Source organism: Leisingera sp. S2M4, assembly GCF_055398055.1.
The window spans coordinates 215,267-230,862 of sequence record NZ_AP040861.1 but is presented as its reverse complement, the minus strand read 5'-3'; the positions used below and the strand labels follow the sequence as shown (position 1 = coordinate 230,862).

General features: G+C 58.3%; 13 protein-coding genes and 1 pseudogene. 10 read left to right on the top strand and 4 right to left on the bottom strand.

Going from position 1 to position 15,596, the window contains the following annotated elements; all coding sequences use genetic code 11:
* The first annotated feature begins 10 nt into the window (after nucleotides 1–10).
* The 5 genes and pseudogenes from ACZ52D_RS01155 to ACZ52D_RS01135 all read left to right on the top strand — a co-directional run.
* Nucleotides 11–229: a phage holin family protein gene (locus ACZ52D_RS01155; RefSeq protein ID WP_222453826.1), complete on the top strand. Its 219-nt coding sequence runs from the start codon at nucleotides 11–13 to the stop codon at nucleotides 227–229.
* Nucleotides 230–290: 61 nt separating this feature from the next.
* Complete coding sequence (locus ACZ52D_RS01150) at nucleotides 291–1,019, top strand: lysozyme (RefSeq protein ID WP_464442261.1); 729 nt, start codon at nucleotides 291–293, stop codon at nucleotides 1,017–1,019.
* Nucleotides 1,016–1,291, top strand: coding sequence for a hypothetical protein (locus ACZ52D_RS01145; RefSeq protein ID WP_464442259.1), 276 nt, complete (start codon nucleotides 1,016–1,018; stop codon nucleotides 1,289–1,291). The genes ACZ52D_RS01150 and ACZ52D_RS01145 overlap by 4 nt, the downstream gene beginning before the upstream one ends.
* A 420-nt stretch (nucleotides 1,292–1,711) precedes the next feature.
* Nucleotides 1,712–4,171: a VWA domain-containing protein gene (locus tag ACZ52D_RS01140; protein WP_464442258.1), complete on the top strand. Its 2,460-nt coding sequence runs from the start codon at nucleotides 1,712–1,714 to the stop codon at nucleotides 4,169–4,171.
* A gap of 128 nt (nucleotides 4,172–4,299) precedes the next feature.
* Nucleotides 4,300–4,401 (top strand): annotated as a pseudogene (locus tag ACZ52D_RS01135) (IS5/IS1182 family transposase); the annotation flags it as partial.
* A gap of 398 nt (nucleotides 4,402–4,799) precedes the next feature.
* On the opposite strand, the gene ACZ52D_RS01130 reads toward ACZ52D_RS01135, so the two are convergent.
* Complete coding sequence (locus ACZ52D_RS01130; RefSeq protein WP_464442257.1) at nucleotides 4,800–5,195, bottom strand: RidA family protein; 396 nt, start codon at nucleotides 5,193–5,195, stop codon at nucleotides 4,800–4,802.
* 87 nt (nucleotides 5,196–5,282) lie between these two features.
* Between ACZ52D_RS01130 and ACZ52D_RS01125 the strand changes: the two genes are divergently transcribed.
* The gene (locus ACZ52D_RS01125) at nucleotides 5,283–6,008 is read left to right on the top strand and encodes a helix-turn-helix transcriptional regulator (protein ID WP_464442255.1); all 726 of its coding nucleotides are present in this window, start codon (nucleotides 5,283–5,285) and stop codon (nucleotides 6,006–6,008) included.
* A 254-nt stretch (nucleotides 6,009–6,262) separates the two neighbouring features.
* Here ACZ52D_RS01125 and ACZ52D_RS01120 read toward each other — a convergent pair whose 3' ends face one another.
* Nucleotides 6,263–7,078, bottom strand: a complete 816-nt coding sequence (locus tag ACZ52D_RS01120) for a hypothetical protein (RefSeq protein WP_464442253.1) — start codon at nucleotides 7,076–7,078, stop codon at nucleotides 6,263–6,265.
* Nucleotides 7,079–7,945: 867 nt separating this feature from the next.
* On the opposite strand from ACZ52D_RS01120, the gene ACZ52D_RS01115 reads away from it, so the two are divergent.
* Both ACZ52D_RS01115 and ACZ52D_RS01110 read left to right on the top strand, forming a co-directional pair.
* A complete protein-coding gene (locus ACZ52D_RS01115) occupies nucleotides 7,946–9,286 on the top strand; it encodes a reverse transcriptase domain-containing protein (protein ID WP_464442252.1) in 1,341 nt (446 codons plus the stop codon).
* Nucleotides 9,287–9,896: 610 nt separating this feature from the next.
* A complete protein-coding gene (locus tag ACZ52D_RS01110) occupies nucleotides 9,897–10,421 on the top strand; it encodes a hypothetical protein (RefSeq protein ID WP_464442251.1) in 525 nt (174 codons plus the stop codon).
* A gap of 1,366 nt (nucleotides 10,422–11,787) precedes the next feature.
* On the opposite strand, the gene ACZ52D_RS01105 is transcribed toward ACZ52D_RS01110, so the two are convergent.
* Nucleotides 11,788–12,546: an alpha/beta fold hydrolase gene (locus ACZ52D_RS01105; protein ID WP_464442250.1), complete on the bottom strand. Its 759-nt coding sequence runs from the start codon at nucleotides 12,544–12,546 to the stop codon at nucleotides 11,788–11,790.
* A 100-nt stretch (nucleotides 12,547–12,646) separates the two neighbouring features.
* Between ACZ52D_RS01105 and ACZ52D_RS01100 the strand changes: the two genes are divergently transcribed.
* On the top strand, nucleotides 12,647–13,012 hold the full coding sequence (locus tag ACZ52D_RS01100) for a hypothetical protein (protein ID WP_369927469.1): 366 nt from the start codon (nucleotides 12,647–12,649) through the stop codon (nucleotides 13,010–13,012).
* A 283-nt stretch (nucleotides 13,013–13,295) separates the two neighbouring features.
* Here ACZ52D_RS01100 and glyA read toward each other — a convergent pair whose 3' ends face one another.
* Complete coding sequence (gene glyA / locus ACZ52D_RS01095; protein ID WP_222453815.1) at nucleotides 13,296–14,591, bottom strand: serine hydroxymethyltransferase; 1,296 nt, start codon at nucleotides 14,589–14,591, stop codon at nucleotides 13,296–13,298.
* A gap of 169 nt (nucleotides 14,592–14,760) precedes the next feature.
* Between glyA and ACZ52D_RS01090 the strand changes: the two genes are divergently transcribed.
* Nucleotides 14,761–15,522: an NAD kinase gene (locus ACZ52D_RS01090; protein WP_464442247.1), complete on the top strand. Its 762-nt coding sequence runs from the start codon at nucleotides 14,761–14,763 to the stop codon at nucleotides 15,520–15,522.
* The last annotated feature ends 74 nt before the right edge of the window (nucleotides 15,523–15,596 follow it).

The window sequence follows — 15,596 nt, the reverse complement described above, 5'->3', positions numbered from 1 at the left end:
GGCAGGGAACATGATTGATCAAAAGATCCAGGGCATGGCCAACCTCTCCACCCTAAGCGGCGCGGCGATCGCGGGCTTTGGCGCGCTCACCCTCACGCAGTGGCTTGCCATTGGCGGATTTGTCCTGGCGTTTGCCGGGTTCGTCGTGAACCTCTGGCACAAGATCGCGACCTACCGGCTGCAGCGCTATGAGCTGCGGCTGAAAATGACCGGCCAGCTGCCGGACTGATACACTCGATAATTCAACTTCTGTGGCCCGCCTGCGGGCTCTTTTGGCATGGAGAACTCCCATGAAATTCATCGACAACTGGCAGGCCACGCTGAAGAGCGCCTGGTCTGTTCGTCTTCTGTTGCTGGCGGCGGTCCTGTCGGTCGCGCCAGTGTTCGTGTCGCTGGCCACGCCTGACATGCTGGGTCTGGATCCGCTGTGGTTTGCCCTGGCGGCGACCGTGGTAAACCTGCTCGCCATTCCGGCCCGGGTGCTGGTGCAGCCTGCCTCGGGGCTTTGGTGGGCGTTCCGGCGGGATGAGAGCGGCGCCTTGCGCAAGCGGACCGTCGGCCTGATCGCGGGCGGTTCGGTCGCACTCGCCTCGGCGGTGTCTTTCATCGGCCAGTGGGAAGGGCTGCGCACGCAGGCTTACCGCGACATCGTTGGCGTCTGGACGGTCTGCTATGGCGAAACCAAGGGTGTCACGCCCGGCGATCGCTACAGCAAGGCAGAGTGCGATGCGATGCTGGCGCGGGAAATCGTCAGCTACGAAGCCGCGCTGGACCGATGCCTAACCGCCAAGGTGCCTGCTGGTATGAAGATCGCGCTGGTGTCCTGGACCTACAATGTGGGCGCAGGCGCCGCCTGCCGTTCGACGCTGGTGCGCAAGGCCAACGCAGGCGATCTGCGCGGCGCCTGCAATGAGTTGCCGCGATGGAACCGGGCAGGGGGGCGGGTGATCCGTGGCCTGACCAATCGCCGCCTGTCTGAGCGATCGATGTGCCTGAGGGCGCTGGATGCGGAAGCATGAGAGGTGCTTCTGTACTGGTCGCCCTCGCGGCTTTGGCGGCCGCTGCCGCGTTCGGCTATCGGCAGGGGGCCGCGGACTACCGCGCCAGCTACCAGGCCCGCGAACTGGCGCAGGTTGAGGCGTTCCGGAAATTGGAGGCCGCCCGGATCGAGGCGCTGCGCGCGCGCGATGAACTCTCACGCCAACTGGAGGAAAAGGCCCATGCGGATCCTGTTGCTGTGCCTCGCTGTCTCGGCCCTGGCCGGGTGCGCCGGCTCAATGCGCTACACTGAGGCTGTGGACCCGTGCGCGCCGCCAGTGCGTATCCCGGACGGCTGGCTCAGCGATCAGCAGGTGGAGCTCCTTTGGTCTCGTGACCGGCGCGCGCTGCTGGATTGCAGCGACAAGGTAGAGACCCTGTCAGGACGAAAGCCTGACCAGTAAGTGAAGCTTTTGCGTTTCCGGAGTGCCGTTAGTTCGCAAGCCCTCTAATAAGCCAGCCTTTCAGTTCTTTCGCTTGCTCGAGCGGAATTGTTTGCCCGAGCTTCGGCGTGTCGTGTCGCCAATTACGGTGTCATCAGCGTCACTTATTCCGGTCTTCGGGGGCAGAACCGGGGTAGGCTGGAACGGGGGAAATTTCTGGAAATACTCTCGCCATCGTTGCATACGGTTCCTTAAGACGATTCCGCAGTCGATATTTTTAGGAGAAGATTATGGGTAACAATTTTGTTAGCGCCACACATTCCGTCACTGATGGAGCAGGCTTCATCTGGGACATCAGAAGCGATGGCGCCATTTATGACGGAACCAACGACGCTTTTGATATCGGTGTGGATTTTACCCAACTGGGGAGTTCCTACTATCTGATTGCCGAGAACAGCCACACCTTCTCAACCGTTGGCAGCGTGAACTACAGTGGCTTTTACACTCAACGTCAAATTTACGTCTCCCAGACTGACGGGTATGCCCGTTTTCTGGATACCGTCACCAATGCAACCAACACGACCAAGACCTTTACCTTTGACTTGCGGACGGATTTTGGCAGCGATGGGGCTATCACCAGCGATACGGCCAGTGGCGACAGCGCGGTGACTTCGGAAGATAATTGGGTTACTACCTATGACAGCTCCGGCACAGCCACTCCCGCTGGGCTCCTGTTCACCAATGATGCGGGAAACAACGCTGGTGAGCTGACCCTGTCCTATGATGATCTGACCTATCAATTCACCATTACGTTGGCGCCGGGGGAAACCGCGTCGTTCCTAACCTTCGTCTCGCAAGGGGACAGCTCCGGCGACGTTTCCGCAACACTTTCCGAGCTTGAGAACCTGCCGCTTGGCTCGCTTGAGGGGCTGTCAGCAGAACAAATCAATTCGATCGTCAACTGGGATTTGCCCAGCCGCAACCTCAATCTTGAGGGTGACAACTCAGACAACCAATTGTCGGGCGCCAGTGGTGACGACCAGCTTCGCGGACTTAAAGGGAATGACCTGCTGATAGGCGGCGCGGGCGACGACAGTCTGCGCGGAAACTTTGGCCAGGATACCATTATGGGGGGCGACGGAGAGGACATTCTGTACGGCGATGGTTCGGTCACTTCGGTCACAAGCACAGCCATCGAAAAGCTGAGCGATAACAGCGAGATCGCCGTCAGTCTGTCAATGGACGACGCGGGCAAAGGCGCCAAGACCAAAATCTCTGGCTTCATTTCGCGCGAGGAAGTCGTTGCCAATAATGTCGACCTTGTCTTTGCAATCGACACCTCCGGCAGCACAGGGTACGCGTTTTCAGGATCCGTCAATGTGGGCGACCGCAATGGTGACGGCTATAGCAACACCATTCTGGACGCGGAAATCGCATCTTTCGAATCTCTGCACGCCTCGATCGTCAATGATGCCAATCTGCCTGACGCACAGATCACCATCGTGCCCTTCGGATCTGAAGCGTCATTGTCGCAAACCTTCTCCGCCACGGAAGATCTGAACGGCAACGGTGTCGCCGATGTTGTGGACTACGTGCGCGGGCTGCGTGATTACGGCGGCACAGACTTTGAAAGTGCTCTGCAAAACAGCATTAACCATTTCAGTACATCTAGCGACGGGCAAAAGGTCCTGTATTTCCTGTCGGATGGCGGCAACAACGAGGGTGGTTCGCTAACGGATGAAGTCCAGCAATTGCGGGATCTTGGTGTGCAGATCCAGAGCTTCGGGGTGGGCAGCGGCGCCAGTGAAGCCGATCTGGACATTGTCGACGACGGCATCAACAACAACTCCACCACCATCGTTCTGGATCCGTCTGCTCTGTCGGATGAGCTACTGGATCCCGGCATCGAAGCTACAGATCTCAGTTCGCTCGAAGTGTTCCTAAACGGTACAAGTGTGGCAACACTCGACCCGGAAAATCTGACTGTCACGCCTTTTGGTCTGCGCTATTTCGAACTGGAACTATCCGGATTGAATAGATCCGCAGATGACGTGATTGAAGTGCGTGCAGTTGCCAGTGACGGGAGCAGCACAGTCATTTCCACTAGCCAGACGCTGGAACATCTTCCTGGCAAGGACAGCGGCGACGTACTGCACGGCGGCGACGGTAACGACAAGCTGTTCGGCGGTAGCGGCAATGACATCCTGAACGGCGGGAATGGAGCCGATGTTCTGGACGGCGGTGATGGACAGGATACTGCCAGCTATGCCGGATCGGAAACCGGCGTGGCCGCCGACCTGACGGGAGAAACAGCCAATCTGGGCGCTGCTGCAGGGGATACGTACACCGGGATCGAGCATCTGACCGGCAGCAGCTATGATGATTTGCTTGTTGGCGACAACCGAGGTAACCGGCTGAAAGGCATAGGTGGGGATGACCGGCTCGAAGGCGGTTTGGGCAAAGACACGCTGTTTGGAGGTCGCGGGGACGACACGCTGTTTGGTGGCAAGGGCGCCGACAGATTTGTGTTCAAGACCAACAGCGGCCATGACACCATTGCGGACTTTCAGCGCAAGGGTAAATCGGAAAAAATTGATCTTAGCGACTTCGAAATTGGTTCGTTCCGCGCCCTTAAAAAGATGATGAGCCTCGATAGCGGCGACACCCTTATTGATTTCGGCGGCGGCGATCAGCTGCTGATCGAAGACAGCAAGCCTGGTCAGTTCTTCGCCAACGACTTCATTCTATGATTTCTGGGCACCAGGGCGGGCGGCTGTGCTGCTGGCCGCCCTGGTGCGGACTGCCTCTCTCAAGTGACCTCACTGAGGGCTAGGCTGATAAATTCCGAATGGCTTAAGTGCTTGCCGACAAAGGGAGGGCAGGTCGCGTGGCGGCTCGCTACGACAAAACCATGGAAAGCTTCCTGGCCTTCGTCGACATTACACCCTTTCCGCTTTGGCTCAGACATTCGACAACATGACCTAGAGCCTTGTTGCTGTTTTCTTGCGCTGTGCTTCTACCATGTCCTTCAAGGAGGCCCGAACGGACGCTCGCAGCCCAATTTGGACGTTTGCACGATGCGCGGCGACGCCCCCGCTGCAAGAACGAAGGAACCAGCCAGATTCCACGAGAGCGGACCTTTAGGGCTGCACAGTTGACCAGGACGATGCTGCGCCCCGCTCGAAGGTCGGCGGGGCGCAGATAGCGCCCTTTGGAAAGTCGCCGGATCTGGTGCTACGAAGCGCGATCCATGCCGCGGTCGCATGAAGAAGAGCAGACCTTCGCCGCATGTGCAGCCGCCGACCACCTTCGAACGGAAAGGGATGCGGGGCGAAGCGGCCGTTGGCGGCGTCCGCTCAATGGCCGCATTGGTGGATGTCAGGCCGCTGCTGTCGCTTCGATCTCGAAGAGCAGTCCAGGAATGGCAAGGCGTGTCACGCCCAACAGTGTCATGGGCGGGGCAACCTGATGGGGTCCGAACCGCATGCCCATCAGGTCGAAGTTCTTAAGGGCCTCGTCGACGTCTGTTGCGTAAACCCCGAGCTTGATCACATTGCTCAGGTCCATCCCTGCGCGCTCCAGAACCGCTTCGAGGTTGTCGAGCGCAAGGGTGATCTGCGCACGCATGTCGCCGGGATTTTGCGGGTTGCCTTCGCCATCCACGGCGGTCTGGCCCGCGCAGATCACTTGCCGCGTTGCGCCGTCGATCACTTCGGCCTGATTGTAGCCCAGCTTGATCGACCAGTCCCATGGGTTCACCGCAGTCCGTTCCATATCGCAAACTCCTTGTTTTCAGTTGCAGGAATCGGTGTAGAAAGAAACGGTGCCAAAATATGGCACCTTTTCTGATAGTGTGCCGAAATGAATGTAAGACTCAGACATGACGCGATCGTGCGGACGCTTCGCCGCAACGGCACATCCACTATAGATACTCTGGCCCAAGAGGTCGGTGCGTCCCGCCGCACTGTTCTGCGCGACATCTCTGCCCTTCGTGACGCGGGTTTTGTCATCCATTCCGATGTTGGGCGCGGCGGCGGACTGCAACTTGATCCGCAGTCCGTTCAGACGAGCGCGAAGCTGACGGTCCCGGAGGTCTTTGCCCTTTTGATCAGTGTCGCGGCGATGCGTGCCGCCGGGAACCTGCCGTTTTCTGATCTCGCGGATGCGGGGCTTGCCAAGATCGAGAAGGCGCTGCCGCCGGACAAGGTAAAGGATCTTCGAACGTTCCTGGAGTGCTTGCACATCGGTCAGGTGTCGCCGCTTCAGGATTTATCAGACATGGGCCGAATGGACCCGGATCTGCTCCCGACTTTTGAGCGGGCCTTTCTGGGTCGCCACCTCATCCGGTTTGACTATCGAGACGCAAAAGGGCGCGCGACCCGGCGCGAGGTGGAACCGCAAGCCATGCTGATCCTGCAGCCCCTGTGGTATCTTGTCGGCTGGGACCCGGCGCGCGCCGATTTTCGGCATTTCAGAATGGACAGGATCAGCCACCCGGAGGTGATGGAAGACACAGGGTTTCGCCGCCGGCATGTGCCCTTCGAAGACGATGTCTGCCCCTACCACGCATTGCAGAGCCGGACGTAGAGGGTGCCCGCATGATCACCCGCGTCTGGTAGAAATGGCTCAATGCGGACTTGCGGCGATGCGGCGCCTGGATTTTGGCAAGCAGATGCTTGCATGAGCCACGGGATGACGCCAGTCAGCCCAAACTAGACATTCGCGCCAGGCGCAGCACAAGCCATGTTGCAAATGCAAAGCTTTCCTAGAAGCAGACCTTCATCGTACCGCGCATTATTGTCCGAAATGCCAAGGTCCGCAGTGCAGGCCAAGATGCGGCATCAAAACATGCGTTGATCGGTGATCTCTTGACTGGTCGGAACTCCGCCCGCTGCCAAGAAATCCTTCAGGCCCTGATATTTGGCTTTGTATTTAGGTACCTTAACCACCTTTGGGCTAAACTGAAATCCCATCTCAGGGATTGGATCAGCATCATTCTGTCGCCAGAACAGCGGAGACAGTAGGTTTAGTAATATGTTGGCGGTTTCCAGCAAACCTGCCGTTTCTCGGGTGTGGGCGTTGATCGCCAGACGAAGCGAGCCCAAAGCAACATCAACAATGCTCGGAAAGTGAGATTGCCCAATCGAAGAATAATGGAAGCCGCAAATATTGGCGAGACGCACTTCTCGGCTGTATGGCAGACCGGTTATGCCAACCGTAAACTTGTCTCGAAGATGCGCGTCAATAGCGTTACCCTCATCATTGAAGCGGTCGATCAATACCAGTCCAGATCCATTCAAGTGGTGCAAGATACAGTCGAAGTGATAGCAGACAGTGTTGATGCCATTCCGGCGAGCGGTGTCCGGATTTGAAGCAATGTCGTGCAGGATCGTATAGACAACTAGGCGAGCGCCGAAGCGAGCCGCCACCTCAAGCACCTCTTGCTTCAACGCGATGAACTGCTCATGCGTGAACTCTTCGGGGCCGGGATTAAATTTCAGTCGATAATCACGCGGGACGCCGCGTCTTGTCCGCAATTCATCGATTGCCGCAGAGAAATCCCTAGCGCGCTCACCTTCGATTATTAGGCCGCCATAGATGAGAAAGTCACCCGCCCGTTCTTCAAGGTTGGTTTCGTCACAATAGAAAAGGTGCAAGCTGATTCCTCCAATGCGATATTTTTGCAATGGTAGGTTGGCTATCGCGCTTTGTCTCCTTTTCTGCGAGGCGCTGCTTCGTGTCGAAATCTTCGTTTACCATGTCGAAGAAAATTGGTCGTATAGAGCTCGAAGCTTACTTGCGGAAGCATACCAAGGAAGCATGCTGCTTTACGCAACACACTCTTTCGTTCCCAGCGCATACCGGTCGTTCATAAGGGCAGCGCAAGAGGCGGGTTCGAGCCTCTACTATTGAGCCAATTCAAAATTCTTTAGAAGGAAACTCTTGAAAGCACGGTTATGTGTCACCACTATATATAGCACATCCATGGTCCCCATGGCATACGACGTGAAGCTGGACCTTTCCAGGCGGATCGTGCGCCACGGAGACCGCGCCAAGGTGGCAGTTGCCGCTGAGGTGTCTGTAGTCGCGGCCATGCCGTGCGCAGTGGATGGGCTGAACCTGACCGTTGGCTTTGAAGCTGTGAATGCTCCGTCTTATGACGGCCTCCAAGCAGCAGATAAGCATTCAAAGCGGCGGGCGTGGCCGGGGCATAACGCGCTGGACATTGCGAAAAACCTGCTAAGGTGGAAGGTGACGAAATGTGTGAACTTGCCCCGAAAAACCGGCTCGCTTGAGCTGGCTCACCGGCGCGCGCGGCGTGTTGCTCGCGCTCGCCGCAGCGTCCATGGTCCCCATGGCATACGACGTGAAGCTGGACCTTTCCAGGCGGATCGTGCGCCACGGAGACCGCGCCAAGGTGGCAGTTGCCGCTGAGGTGTCTGTAGTCGCGGCCATGCCGTGCGCAGTGGATGGGTGTCCGTCAACGGTCGGGATTGTATGCGCGGAGGACCCGAGCGAAGAACATGGCGAAGACACTATTTGAAGAAGTTAGAACCGAACAGAACATCTTTTCAGCGTGGCGACACGTTAAGCGTAGCGCGTTGACCTCCGGTAACGCAGATATTCGAGGCAAAGCCGCGGAGTTTGAATACGCTCACCAGCGGCACCTCAGGCGAATTATCCGCCACATGCGCACAGGCAAGCTCTCCTTCGATCCTGTCGAAGGGGTGCTGAAGGATAAACGTAAGCGCTTGGCCGTAGGTAAGAATCCCCGACCCATTGCAATATCCACCATCCAGAACCGTGTTGTTCAGCGGGCAGTCCTACAGGTTCTACAGCCACGACAAGCGCGGGACTTGCGCGACCCGAACACACGATTTGAGACCGTCCGAGATGACAGGCTTGGCCGTATCAACGATGTGAATCGATCCAAGTATGGCGTAGGAGGATTGATCTACCCTCATGGCGGTGTTCGCCCCGCCATCGAGACAATCATGACGGCGATTGACAGCGGTGCGAAATTCTACTTCCAGTCCGATATCCGTGAGTTCTTCACCAAGATTCCCACGGACAAGGTGGTCGAATTTGTTCGGCGCGAAACCGGGGACCCAGCATTCGTTGAGCTGTTCGCCAAGGCACTTGAGGTTCACTTGGGGAATGAAGATGAGCTTATTGGCTATACGGATCTGTTTCCGAAGGGCGGCATCGGCGTTGCCCAAGGGTCTTCCTTATCGGCCTTCGCGGGGAATGTACTGCTCTACGAAATGGACCAGACGCTAAACACTATGGGTGTGACTGCGGTGAGATACATCGACGACATTTTGATGGTCAGTGCGGACCTTTCGTCTATCGATGCCGCCAAAGCCTATGCTGAAAAAACCCTGACAGATTTTGGTTTCGGCCTCTATGCGCCCGCCCATGACCCTGAGAAGGCTGCGCAAGGGGAATGTAGTAAATCCATAAACTTCCTTGGGTGCACACTTCAGCCCAAGCGGTGCGTTCCCAGTGCGAAATCTATCGACAACATAAAGGAAGGTGTCCGGGAGACTCTCGGATCTTCGAAGGCGGCGATCAAGGAGGCGCTCACGAAGGGAACCTCCCTTAACTCCAAACACTCACAAAGCGCCACTTTGGAATCTTTAGGCAAGCGCATTTTTGGATGGCAAAAATCCTTCGCCTTCTGCAATCAACGGCAACCCTTCCAACACCTCGACGACTTTGTTGCGAAACAGGTCGCTGACTACCACAGCGCTATCGTTCGGTTACTAGGGAAGGCCGATCATCGGACCAAAGCGATGATACTCGGCATCCCTTCGACGGCCGATATGTTTGATAGCGCTCAGGAAAGGCCACGAAATAAATAGATTGATATTGCCGCAACTCGGTAATTTCTCTACGTACCGCGGCCATCCAATGGGTTCGCGGCAAATGACCGCTTCCCACTGTCAGCGCCTGTCATCCAAGCTCAAACTACATAAGATTGACTAAATGTCTGCTCTAGGGGCTAGTCTGGGTTGCTTAGGCGCCCGCGGCGAACTTCCGAAATCCGCCCTACCTGCTGGGAGATGGGGCGCCGAACCAGGTCGAGCACCATGTCTGCTTCGGGCTGCTTGGCGTCGTCTGACAGAAGCTTCCTGGTCAAGTTCCGCTGCAACCCTGCCGCCGCATCGCCGAAAGCCCGCAGTGTGCCCAAAGCTTACTACACTGCTCTTCAGCGAGTGTGTATTTGAAGCGTGGGCGCGTCAGTGTCTACCATCCCAGAACAGGTGCTCTGCGTGCGTTCGTCGGCATTACTGCGCATTGTTATCGGTGCGAAACGCTGCATTTACGCAATACCAAAGGCTGACTAGGCTGTACCGAGTGTGGATCACGCAACATTGAAAATGTGCTTAATCGCAGGTCGGGGAAAATGAACCTTGAATATTCATGCGTATATGCTCTGATTGTAAGTCGTATTCAAAGGACTCCCTTAAAATGAACAAGAAATTGGTATTCGCATCTTTTCCCGCCCTGACGTTCATGCTGGCCTGCGCCGCGCAGATGACACCGGAACAACTTTATAAAGCAGGCAAACCGTTTCCCGTGCCTTTTTACAAGAGTGGCGCGACATCTGCGAGCTTGGAAAGTGATAAGCTGGATTGCGAAGTGTCTGCCACCCAAAGGGTCCCGCAGAACATGCAAATCAAGACGACGCCGACTTATACTACGCCGACATATACAACATGCAACAACATAGGCTATTCTACATATTGCAACACCACGGGTGGGCAAACATATGGTGGGCAAACCTACTCTGTCGATGCCAACGCCGGTCTTAGACAAAGAGCGTTTTCTCAATGTATGGCACAGAAGGGCTGGCGCTCCGTGGCAATCCCTCCTTGTCCAGACGGTGTCACGCCTGCGCAGCTTACTCTAAACGGGAATCGTTTGCCTAGCTTAAGCCAAGGCACCTGTTTTATCGCCAAGGACGGCATGCAGGTAATTGGGAACCTTAAGTGACATCATTGTTCCAACAGGCAGTGAATGCGTTTCGGTAGATTCTGAACCGTCTAGCCTTTGGGCGGCAACATAAAGATTGGCTTGGCAGTCGACCCTTTTAAGTGTCGGCTTGGGTCCGTGCTGGCCCGCTGCCGTATCGCAAGAGCGCTTCCCGCCCGCCTTTCGGCGCGTATTGGCAGGAGCGGCATGGGCTGGGAGCGGGCGGCGAATGGCAGGAAAGTCTTGCTCCGCTGACGTTCGAAGGTGGTCGGCAGCTGCACCTGCGGCGAAGGTCAGCTCTTCTTACGCGCCTGCGGCATGCATCGCCCGCAAAGCCGCAAGATCTGTCGACTTTGCAACGGTCACTTCCTGCGCCCCTCCGACCTTCGAGCAGTGCGCAGCATCGCCCTGGTCAACTGTGCAGCCCTAGAGGTCTGCCCTCGGGAAATCTGGCTGGATCCTTCGCGCTTGCGGCGAGGGGGGCGCCGCGCATCGTGCGAACGTCTGAATTGGGCTGGGGACCAGTCCTTTATCTCTCTCAGTGGCGCGTCATTGGCTGGCGATCCGCGAGACGCGAACGCGTATGATTGTCACGTCTAAGTCCTCAACCGATCCCCGTCGCAGATCAGAGGCGTTCTGGTGGCAATGATCTAGGATACGCCTTGTCTCTCGACGGAGTGCTCACACGGAGCGATAGACTAATTTACTAGGGCTTTCAACGCTTCGGCAGCAGCCCTGTAGGTGTGATGGCCATGGTCTTCATGCATTCTTTCATACCATGCAATCCATGCCTCTAGCCGTGTTTCCGGAAATTCGTCTTTCCAGATGGGTCCCGCGAGCCTGATGAGGCCATTGTCAAGTCGCTCTGCCTTCAAAAACTTAGCTCCTCGTCGTTGGGGCGAACGCGTGTTTCGTGGTCTGCGCGTGTCAACAGTGTCGATAGCTCGGCGCAATTGGATCGGCGAAGCCTCCGCAAGAATGGCGGTTGAATCGTCAAGATCTCACTTGAATAACGTGGGCGCGTGCGGGAGAAAAGGGCGCGCCCACTTTCACTGTATGTTTACGTTTTGTCCGTGGGAGCGAATTTGGCTAAGCTCCTGATTTTATGTGGTTCAATCATAACTTAAAATCTCCTGGCCTTATGGCCGTGCGGGTTCGAGTCCCGCCGTCCGCACCACTGATTTTAAAGGGGAATTCCCCCGTTCGAGGGGCGCTCGTGCGTTTCGTGCCTTGTCACGCCAATGGCGCTGGCGCGGGTTTGCGCATTGCATTTCGCTAGCTTCAACCCAGCCGACAGCAACCGTTGCGACGGCTCGGCGTCTGCCTACAACTAGGGTAGCGGACTTGGAGCCTTCACTGTTGCGCGACAACTAGATGCGCGGCAGGCTTAGGCGTTGAAGAAGACCCGTGCGGCCGCTTCGAATTCGCGTGGTTTTTCGGCGTGCAGCCAATGGCCTGCCTCAGGCAGCTTGGCGAACCGCGCCGCGGGGAACCGGGCGCGAATGAGTGGCCGGTGTTCCGCCAGCACGTAATCCGAATTGGCCCCGGATAGGAACAGGGCCGGACCGGACCAGCTTGCAGTGGTTTCAGGGAAAGACATGACATTGGGCATCTGGTCGGCCAACACGTCAAGGTTCAGCTTCCAGCGCCGGTTGGGCAGGTCCAGAGATTGGGTGAAGAAGCTTTGCAGTGCCGGTTCCACCCCCGCTTCGGCCAGTTGTGCCGCTGCCTCGGGACGGCGTTGAACCCGGTTCAGATCCACCGAGCGCATCGCCTCGATATAGTGAATCTGCGTGTGCCCATAAGTGACGGGCGCGATATCCGCGACCAACAGGCGCCGCACCGCCTGGGGGTGCTTGAGTGCCAGCATCATGGCAGCCTTGCCGCCCATCGAATGGCCGACCACATCCATCTGCCCGCCATGGGCGTCGATCACCTCGGCCAGGTCGTCAGCCATTTCCGGGTAGCTGTGGCTGTCCATGCGGGGGCTGTCGCCGTGGTTGCGCATATCGACCGCTACCACTTGACGTTCATCTGAAAGCCGTTTCGCGATGACGCCCCAGTTGCGCGCAGAGCCGTAAAGCCCGTGGGCAATCAGGAGTGGCGGTTTCTCGGTGGCGGAGCCATGTGTGATCGTGTTCAGCATAGGCGCTTGATAGCCGCCTGACGCGCCGTGCGCCAGCCCCATTGAGAGCCCGACAAGGGCAGGCTAGGGTGGGGCGACAAGCCGACCAAAGGAGCAGGAAATGGCTGCCAGCCTGGAACAGGATATCGAAGAGATCCGCGTGCTTCTGAAGGAACGTGAGCATGCCTCGGGCGACCTCGAAATGGCACTGAAGCGGGCGCGCCGCCGCCTGCCGCGCCGGGTCTACCGCCAGGGCCGCAAGCTGGCGGCCGCCGTGCCTTTGATCGAACATCCCAGGCTGCGGTTGACACTGGATGAAAAGCCGCTGCGCGGCGCTGCCCGCGAGGTGCGCGCGCACCTCGAGCAGATCGATCTTGCGGATCGCCGCCGGGGGCTGTGGCTGAGCATCCTGGGCAGCATCGGTTTCTCATTGCTGACGGTGATTGCGCTGCTGGTCGTGGTGCTGCGCTGGCGCGGGCTGGTGTGATCCGCTCTGTGTTGCCCCTGACGTGTGAAGCATAGCGCAAAGATTGTTTCAGCGGTCGTCTACTATTCGTTGAGCGCAAGTGCGTTGCAAATCGATGTGGCTGCTGAGGGTCGCGCAACGGGAGCGAGACGGGGGCTTGGCCCCTGCCGAGGCGGTCGCGCCCAAGCCTTAAGTCTGCGCTGTATAGAAGTGGCCGCCGGAGCGAGGCAGATTTCATCCGGTGCCCAAAGTGAAACCGCCGCGACCGGGGGCGCGGCGGTTCTTGTCGTCAACCCTGTTGGGCTTACAGGTTCGGGTACAGCGGGAAGCGGCTGCAGAGCTCCGCTACCTTGGCGCGCACGGAGGCCTCGACGTCCGCGTTGCCTTCTTCACCGTTGCTGGCCAGCCCGTCGATCACCTCGATGATCAGGTCGGCGATCTGGCGGAACTCGGCCTCGCCGAAGCCACGGGTGGTGCCTGCAGGCGTACCGAGGCGCAGACCGGAGGTCACGGTGGGCTTTTCCGGATCGAACGGGATGCCGTTCTTGTTGGTGGTGATGTGGGCACGGCCCAGGGCCTTGTCGGCGATGTTGCCGGTCACGCCTTTGGGGCGCAGGTCAACCAGCATCACATGGGTGTCAGTGCCGCCGGTGACAATGTCCAGACCGCCCTTGATCAGCTGATCCGCCAGCGCTGCCGCGTTGGCGCGGACTTGCTTCTGGTAGGCTTTGAACTCGGGCTTCAGCGCCTCGCCGAAGGCGGCTGCCTTGCCTGCGATCACGTGCATCAGCGGGCCGCCCTGGATGCCGGGGAAGATCGCCGAGTTCACCTTCTTGGCGATTGTCGCGTCGTTGGTCAGGATCATGCCGCCGCGCGGGCCGCGCAGGGTCTTGTGGGTGGTGGTGGTGGCCACATGCGCGTGCGGGAAGGGCGAGGGGTGCTCTCCTGCGGCGATCAGGCCGGCGATGTGGGCCATGTCGACCATGAAGTAGGCGCCCACGCTGTCGGCGATTTCGCGGAAGCGGGCAAAGTCGATCTGGCGCGGGATGGCGGAACCGCCGGCGATGATCAGCTTGGGCTGGTGCTCCGTCGCGAGGGCCTGGATCTGGTCATAGTCGATCAGGCAATCGCTTTCGCGCACACCGTAATGCACGGCGTTGAACCATTTGCCGGACTGGTTCGGCGCGGCGCCGTGGGTCAGGTGACCACCGGAGGCGAGGTCCATGCCCAGGATGGTGTCGCCGGGCTGGATCAGCGCCTGGAACACGCCCTGGTTTGCCTGGCTGCCGGAGTTCGGCTGCACGTTGGCGAACTCGCAGCCGAACAGCTGCTTGGCGCGGTCGATGGCGAGGTTTTCGGCCACGTCGACGTATTGGCAGCCGCCATAGTAGCGACGGCCCGGATAGCCTTCGGCATACTTGTTGGTCAGCACGGAGCCCTGCGCTTCCATCACCGCGGCAGAGACGATGTTCTCGGAGGCGATCAGCTCGATCTCGTCGCGCTGGCGGCCCAGTTCGGCTGTGATTGCGCCGTGCAGCTCAGGGTCGCGCTCGGCCAGCGATTGGGTGAAAAATCCGGGGTCACGGGTCGCTTCAGTCATGGTGGCTCCGTTGGAGTAGAGGGTCAGATTTGAGGATTTCCTATCGGAAACTTTGCTGCTCAGAAAGCCTGTAAAGCGACATTTGCGTGCGACAGAACGGCAACTATGGCCTTCGGTGGAAAGCTGTGCTTGTTTCGGAACCACATGGCTAACACCGGAAACAGATTTTATGTCTTTGAGAATCGCATTTCTTGCCAGCAAGGCCGATGTCGCACAGCAGGCTCTGGCCGAGCTGGAGGCCCGATATGGCCATGTGTCACCAGAGCAGGCGGATGTCATCGTGGCGCTCGGCGGCGATGGGTTCATGCTGCGCACATTGCACTCCATGGTCGATCACCCCGCGCCGGTCTACGGGATGAACTGTGGGACCGTGGGTTTCCTGATGAATGAATACCGCGCCGAAGGGCTGACAGAGCGCCTTCAGGATGCGGTGCAGGAGATCATCAACCCGTTGTCCATGACGGCAATGGATCGGCAGGGGGGCGTCCACAAGGAACTGGCGATCAACGAGGTCTCCTTGTTGCGGGCGGGACCGCAGGCCGCGCGGTTGCAGGTCTCGGTCGACGGGCGGATTCGCATGCCGGAGCTGGTTTGCGATGGGGCGCTTGTGGCCACGCCTGCCGGTTCCACTGCCTACAACTACTCGGCACATGGCCCGATTCTGCCGATTGGTGCCGATGTGCTGGCGTTGACCGCGATCGCCGCCTTTCGGCCGCGTCGTTGGCGCGGGGCGTTGCTGCCCAGCAATGCCATGGTGCGCTTTGACGTGCTGGAGGCGGAAAAGCGCCCGGTCATGGCGGATGCGGATTCCATTTCCGTGGCCGATATCGACTGGGTCGAGATCCGGACGGAACTGAACATTCGCCACAAGATCCTGTTCGATCCCGGGCATGGGCTGGAAGAGCGGCTGATCTCAGAACAATTCACCTGAGCTGTGCCCATGTGCGTATCATTCGCCCATGGGTGGAACGGGTGAACACTTTGGTAACACCTTCGTGCGATTAT

What these genes read in the sequence shown, in the direction of transcription:
- ACZ52D_RS01125 (WP_464442255.1), top strand. Translation starts at nt 5,283, where the DNA reads ATGAATGTAAGACTCAGACATGACGCGATCGTGCGGACGCTTCGCCGC.
- glyA (WP_222453815.1), bottom strand. Translation starts at nt 14,591, where the DNA reads ATGACTGAAGCGACCCGTGACCCCGGATTTTTCACCCAATCGCTGGCC.
- ACZ52D_RS01090 (WP_464442247.1), top strand. Translation starts at nt 14,761, where the DNA reads ATGTCTTTGAGAATCGCATTTCTTGCCAGCAAGGCCGATGTCGCACAG.
- ACZ52D_RS01105 (WP_464442250.1), bottom strand. Translation starts at nt 12,546, where the DNA reads ATGCTGAACACGATCACACATGGCTCCGCCACCGAGAAACCGCCACTC.
- ACZ52D_RS01115 (WP_464442252.1), top strand. Translation starts at nt 7,946, where the DNA reads ATGGCGAAGACACTATTTGAAGAAGTTAGAACCGAACAGAACATCTTT.
- ACZ52D_RS01110 (WP_464442251.1), top strand. Translation starts at nt 9,897, where the DNA reads ATGAACAAGAAATTGGTATTCGCATCTTTTCCCGCCCTGACGTTCATG.
- ACZ52D_RS01130 (WP_464442257.1), bottom strand. Translation starts at nt 5,195, where the DNA reads ATGGAACGGACTGCGGTGAACCCATGGGACTGGTCGATCAAGCTGGGC.
- ACZ52D_RS01150 (WP_464442261.1), top strand. Translation starts at nt 291, where the DNA reads ATGAAATTCATCGACAACTGGCAGGCCACGCTGAAGAGCGCCTGGTCT.
- ACZ52D_RS01145 (WP_464442259.1), top strand. Translation starts at nt 1,016, where the DNA reads ATGAGAGGTGCTTCTGTACTGGTCGCCCTCGCGGCTTTGGCGGCCGCT.
- ACZ52D_RS01100 (WP_369927469.1), top strand. Translation starts at nt 12,647, where the DNA reads ATGGCTGCCAGCCTGGAACAGGATATCGAAGAGATCCGCGTGCTTCTG.
- ACZ52D_RS01155 (WP_222453826.1), top strand. Translation starts at nt 11, where the DNA reads ATGATTGATCAAAAGATCCAGGGCATGGCCAACCTCTCCACCCTAAGC.
- ACZ52D_RS01140 (WP_464442258.1), top strand. Translation starts at nt 1,712, where the DNA reads ATGGGTAACAATTTTGTTAGCGCCACACATTCCGTCACTGATGGAGCA.